Annotated in this window: 4 protein-coding genes and 1 pseudogene; 2 read left to right on the top strand and 3 right to left on the bottom strand. The window is 59.0% G+C overall.

The genetic code is table 11. From position 1 onward, the window contains the following. Positions 1 to 916, bottom strand: a pseudogene (locus ABX749_RS21040) (hypothetical protein); the annotation flags it as partial. Positions 917 to 1,454: 538 nt separating this feature from the next. Between ABX749_RS21040 and ABX749_RS21035 the strand changes: the two are divergent. Beyond that, positions 1,455 to 2,888, top strand: a complete 1,434-nt coding sequence (locus tag ABX749_RS21035; protein WP_372897703.1) for a hypothetical protein — start codon at positions 1,455 to 1,457, stop codon at positions 2,886 to 2,888. Between the two features lie 263 nt (positions 2,889 to 3,151). On the opposite strand, the gene ABX749_RS21030 is transcribed toward ABX749_RS21035, so the two are convergent. Next, positions 3,152 to 3,637: a CBS domain-containing protein gene (locus ABX749_RS21030; protein ID WP_145210355.1), complete on the bottom strand. Its 486-nt coding sequence runs from the start codon at positions 3,635 to 3,637 to the stop codon at positions 3,152 to 3,154. 299 nt (positions 3,638 to 3,936) lie between these two features. Here ABX749_RS21030 and ABX749_RS21025 point away from each other — a divergent pair, with 299 nt between their 5' ends. After that, the gene (locus ABX749_RS21025) at positions 3,937 to 4,416 is read left to right on the top strand and encodes a hypothetical protein (RefSeq protein ID WP_145210352.1); all 480 of its coding nucleotides are present in this window, start codon (positions 3,937 to 3,939) and stop codon (positions 4,414 to 4,416) included. A gap of 126 nt (positions 4,417 to 4,542) precedes the next feature. Here the strand turns inward: ABX749_RS21025 and ABX749_RS21020 are convergent. Continuing rightward, positions 4,543 to 5,145 (bottom strand): TRCF domain-containing protein (locus ABX749_RS21020; protein ID WP_372897702.1); only part of this gene is annotated, 603 nt, incomplete at its 5' end.

The following is a 5,145-nucleotide window of genomic DNA, read 5'->3' as shown; positions in this document are numbered from 1 at the left end:
CGAACACACCGCCACTTCGTCGAACCTGGCTTTCCAGACCTCGTCCCACTGTGACGTTCAGATAAAAGCTGCGGCGAAATCGCTCGAAGGAACGAATGTTCGCCAGCAAGGAACGCTCGGCCAGCGTCAAACGCGTCATCACCTTGTCGCGCCCGGCTGCTCGCAGCAAGGGCTGAAACAGCTGAAAGCTCATCAGCGACGTTGCGTTCTGCGTGTTGTTGCCGCTCAGTTCCCAAACGATGTTGTTGGCGACACCGGCCACCAGGCTTCCGCCGTGGGCGAAGGCGCGATTGAAGTTTAGTCCCGAAGTGCCGACGCCTAATTGAGAACTGTCGCCGCCACCGGTCATGTCATAGAACGCGCCGCTGCCGCCAAAGAACTGTGTGTCGAACTGGAATCGTTCGCTGCTGACATCGAGCGCCGACAAGTACAGCGTCTCAAGTTGTTGCTGGTAGTCCGTCGAGTGCAGCAAGGCGATCTGGACGGCGGTTTCGGCGTTGAGCACCAGCACGCCGTCCTTGTCCAGCGGCAAGAATTGATACCAGTCCGGGTTCTCCACTGAATTGGTGAACCCGGCCGCGTCCCACATCGGGTAGCCGCGACGCCCATCGACGCACTGCATGTAGCGATGCGACGCGGGATCATCCATCGGCATCGGCTGGAAATCCAGGTCGAACGGGTTGTACATCCGGCTGCGACGGTCGACATCGATCCCCAGGTCGGCATTCGGTCGCCGCGCCAGATGGGAGGTTTTCTCTTGCAACAGGCACGCAACTTCCTGGTCGGCCTGCTTGCGGTAGTACTGGCGGTGGCATCCGATCGCGCTGAGCCCGGTCAGGGCGGCCAAGGAGGCACTCAGCAGTGCGGTGGCCAGGTGATTTCGTTTGCCCGAGGTCTTTTTTCGGCTCGTTCGCACTCTACGCAATGTCTGTTTTGTAGCCACGTTTGATCCGCGATTCCGTTCGAATGGTTACGATGCGGCGAATTGCTACCAAAAGGCAAATCGCTGCGAGTCAATTGAGTCGTTCAATTGGCATTGCCAGAACAACCCAACCATCGATTCGGACAACAGGGAATGGAATCATCACCGTTTCGCCGGGCGAGTGGGCGGTTTTGGCACGGCAGGGGGGCCGGTTGTTCCGGCTGTGACGGTGATTCGGCCTGGGCGACGGATCCCTGCGACCGCCCCACACCGACAAAACGTGTCCGAATCCGGCTCGAATTTGGCGTTTGGGGCTTAGGAAGACTGAATCGGCCAGGCAAGATGCTCCGAAACCATAGAAATGCTTGACGCTCTATCTTGCCCAACTTAGTATCCAACGGTTGGAAACCTGCACCTTTTCCGCACCAAACCCGTTTTCGAGCCTGTTCGAAGGCTTCAGACGCCGGCGCTGCACCGCGCGGGTCCCTAAAAATCGCCTCCTCTGACGACGATCTGTCGCCGCCCAACCATCATGAAATTCATTATTCTGGCAGTCTTGTTGGCGATGTTCATCGCCTTCGTCGTGATGGTGGTCAAAGCGGCCAAACAGTGGCGTTGGTACCACATCACCAGCGCGGTGATCGCGATGTTGTTGGCGATCATCTTGCTGTTCCCGACCGCAGGGGTGCTGAAGAGTCGCCAGGCGTGGCACAAGATCAAAGAAGACTTGGAGGGGCGACTGGCTAACGTCGAAGACGAGAATCGCCTGCTGCAGTACGGCGATGGCGGAGGCGCGACCGGTGGCGAAGGCTTGAAGGCGCTGTCGCTGAAGCTGTCTAACCTCGGCACCGAAGCCGGTCGACGCTGGCGAAGTCTGGCGTTCGGCGGAGCGGATCCCTCCGGTCAAATCACGTTGCGAGCCAACACCGCCCCCGCCGTGCCCGGCGAACCGGCCCCGGCGGCGGATGCCGCCGCCGGCCCCTTGGTCCCGGTCGGCTTGGTCGTTTACGGATTCGCTGAAGGCAAATTCCGCGATCTGGAACAACCCGTCCCGATGGTCTACCTGGGCGAGTTCAAAGTGATCGCCAGCCAACCCAACGTGGTCACCATCGCCCCGACGTTCCCGCTGGAACAAAACCAATTGGATGCCATCAACAGCGGCCGCGCGGTCAGTTGGTCGCTGTACGAGATGTTGCCGCTGGACGGTCACGAACCGTTCATCGCCGAAGGCAGCAAGGCCGACGAAGACAACATTCTTGGACGCGTCGACGACGAATTGGTCAACATGATCCTGCGAGCCAATCGCGAGGAATCGAACAAGGAAACGATCGCCAATTACCTCCGTGACGGACAACGCGGATCGCCGGAAGACCCCGCGGCTCGTTGGGTCAAAGTCCGCTTCGACAAGAAGTACACGATCGATGTGGACAGTCCCGAACAGCGTGGTGCGCTCGAAGGCGGCTTCTTTGACAACAACGGACGAGCGGTCGATAGCAGTCTGCAACGCGCCGATGGAGGTTCGATCACGTTTGCCGTCGGCGATGAATTGGTCGTCAAAGAGGAAGCCGCCAAGCTGTTGATCGACCAAGAAAAAGTCGCCTCGCTGGTCGACACGTATTACTTGCGACCGCTGAACGACTATCGCTATGTCTTGCGACGGATTCGATTGCAAATCAGCGAACTCGATGTCCGCATCGCCGAAATGCAGTACGAAAAGCAAGTTCTGGACGCCGCGATCGCCGCCACGCTGGGCATGCTGGAAAAAGGACAGGAAGAAAAGCTGAAGCTCGAGCAGGATCTCGCCCAGCACCAGGTCGAAAACGTCGCGCTGAAAGAATTCTTTGACGAGGTCCGCGAGGACTTGCGGCAAATGAAAGAAGCCACGTCGGTGCTCTATCGCGACAACTTCGTCAAACTCCGCCAAATCCAACAACTCGCCGCCGCCGCCACGCTGACGGATACGTGAACGGCGTGGCATGACCGCGAACGGCGACCCGGAGGTGGCGCTGCGCTGACCTCCGGCTACTCGCTGTGATCCCTCCGGGATACTCGGTTCGCTGGCGCTCTCCCGGTAGACGTTGGCACCAAACGAATGGTTATTGTTAGCGGCAGGGCGCGAGCCCTCCGGTCTTTCAACCCGTTTTCGACGACGCTGAAACCGCACGGCTTACGCCGTTCCGCTAACTCCTCCGCGGCGCTTCGGTCGCGCTCGATCCCCAACGCGCTGCCCTAACGTGCTGCCCGAAACGGACGGTCGACGCCGTCGATCACCGCACTGAGGTACAGCCCCGCACCCGTCGCGACCGGCTCTTGTTTATTCAGGTGATCGCGGACTTCACGCATCACGTCGCGACGTGAAATCTGACCGAGCAACCGCCGGTTGGAATCCAACACGGGCAACCTGCGGCACGATGCATCCAAGAACGTCTGGGCGATCGAAAGCAAATCCGTGCGCGCTTCAATGGTCGGGGGATCGGTGTCGACAAACGCCATCACGTTGTTCGACGGCATCTGTTCGTAGGCCGCGTTGACGACGAATCGGATACAAGATTTTTCCGAGAAGATCCCTAGAAAACGATCGTCCCGGTCGACCACCGGTGCACCGGAAATTCGATGTTGCAGCAGAACATCGAGGGCTTCCAAAACGTCCATGTCTGGCGAGAGTGTCGTCAGGTTCGATACCATCATGTCGCGTGCACAGGTGTTGGGCGTCATAAGGCTTGCTCCGGGATAAAACGATGAGAACGGTGGACGATCCCAAGGCACCCTCTCAATGGCTGCCCGGGGATTCCGTTTTTTGCTGAAGCGACGGCGGTGTCAAGAAAATTTCCTTGCCGTGGCGATCCATCGCATCGGCAAGGTTCGACGTCGATTGTTTCGCAATGCAGTTCCCAGGCTCGCAAAAAAGTCGCTGTGGCGTTAGGTTTTCTGCATCAAGGCCGATGTTTCCAGCCACCTGGACACACGCCATGTGATGCCATGTGATTCTTTTCACAACCCCAGGAGAAAATCCAATGAAAGGCCAATGGGTCGAAATCGAATTCGATTGTCTGCCGCTGCGAAGCGTGTCGCGATTGGATGTGCCCCTGGACGCGTCGCCGGCGTACGAGCAGTTCGTCCAGCGGGTCAAGGCGGCGATGAAAAAACACGGCACCCACAACACGTATTACCTGCACCGTTGCACGTGCGTGTTCCACCTGACCAACGCGACCAATCGCGGCGAGATCGCGTTCTCATTCGAAGGCACCGCGCTGACGGGCGAAGAAGATCGCAAAACTCGATCGGTCGACCTGACGGTGAAACTGTTGCGCGAGACGTGTGGCTGGCTGTCACAGCCGATCGTGGATTTTTTCGCCGAGTCGGTTCAGCATGCGGTGCTGGTCGAATTCGATCGTTACATCGAGGCCGGTGATCTGTCCAAAACCGAAGCCCGCATGCAAAAGTTGGCCGAAGAAAACGAACTCGGCCAGGGCTTTGTCGGGATGTATTTGTAGCGCTCAGAAACCCGAGGCGATGAAAGCGGGTGGCCGGAGTTCGGGCCCGTCGGCTCGCGCCCTGCCGCTAACACCGCGTCTAACGCAGGAAAGAAATGCTTCACAGCGTCACCCCACGGGGACGCATCAACCCAACACGCCGCGGGCCAGTTTCAGATACCCGCCACCGGTCGGATCATCGATGTCGATTTCGGGATAGTTTTTGGGGGGCTGTTTTTTCGATCCGGGTTTCTTCTGGGGCCGCAGCGGAATGTAGGCGCGTTTGGCGTCGACGATTCGAACCGGGTACTTCGAATGTTTGGCCAGCAGTTCCACGCGGCGACGCTGGGTGTAGTGCAGCACGATGAATCTTGCGTCGCTGGTGATCGACGCGATCTGCCAGGCGGCGGCATCGAGACGCAGTTCGGCCAATTCCAGCATCCGCTCGGCCGCATCGGGCAGCGGGCCGAATCGGTCCAACAGCTCTTCGCGAATCAATCCGATCTCATCGGCGTTCTCGATCTTGGCGATCCGCCGATACAGATCGATCTTGTGACGCAAATCGGGCACGTAGTCCGGTGCCAGATAAGCTTCGATCGGCAGGTCGATGTCGACGTCTGCGGACAGGGCAGGCGGCAGATTTTGCATCTGGCGGACGGCGTCTTCGAGCAGTTGGCAATACATCTCGTAGCCGATCGCAGCGATGTGCCCGCTCTGTTGGCTGCCGAGTAGGTTTCCCGCGCCGCGTAT

Origin of the sequence: Stieleria sp. (assembly GCF_041595215.1) — a bacterium.
Classification (GTDB): Bacteria; Planctomycetota; Planctomycetia; order Pirellulales; family Pirellulaceae; genus Stieleria; species Stieleria magnilauensis.
Note: the sequence above shows the minus strand (reverse complement) of the source record. Positions and strands in the feature narration are given on the sequence as shown.

Excerpts from the sequence above, each read along its gene's own strand:
- ABX749_RS21025 (WP_145210352.1), top strand. The coding sequence starts at position 3,937 with ATGAAAGGCCAATGGGTCGAAATCGAATTCGATTGTCTGCCGCTGCGA.
- ABX749_RS21035 (WP_372897703.1), top strand. The coding sequence starts at position 1,455 with ATGAAATTCATTATTCTGGCAGTCTTGTTGGCGATGTTCATCGCCTTC.
- ABX749_RS21030 (WP_145210355.1), bottom strand. The coding sequence starts at position 3,637 with ATGACGCCCAACACCTGTGCACGCGACATGATGGTATCGAACCTGACG.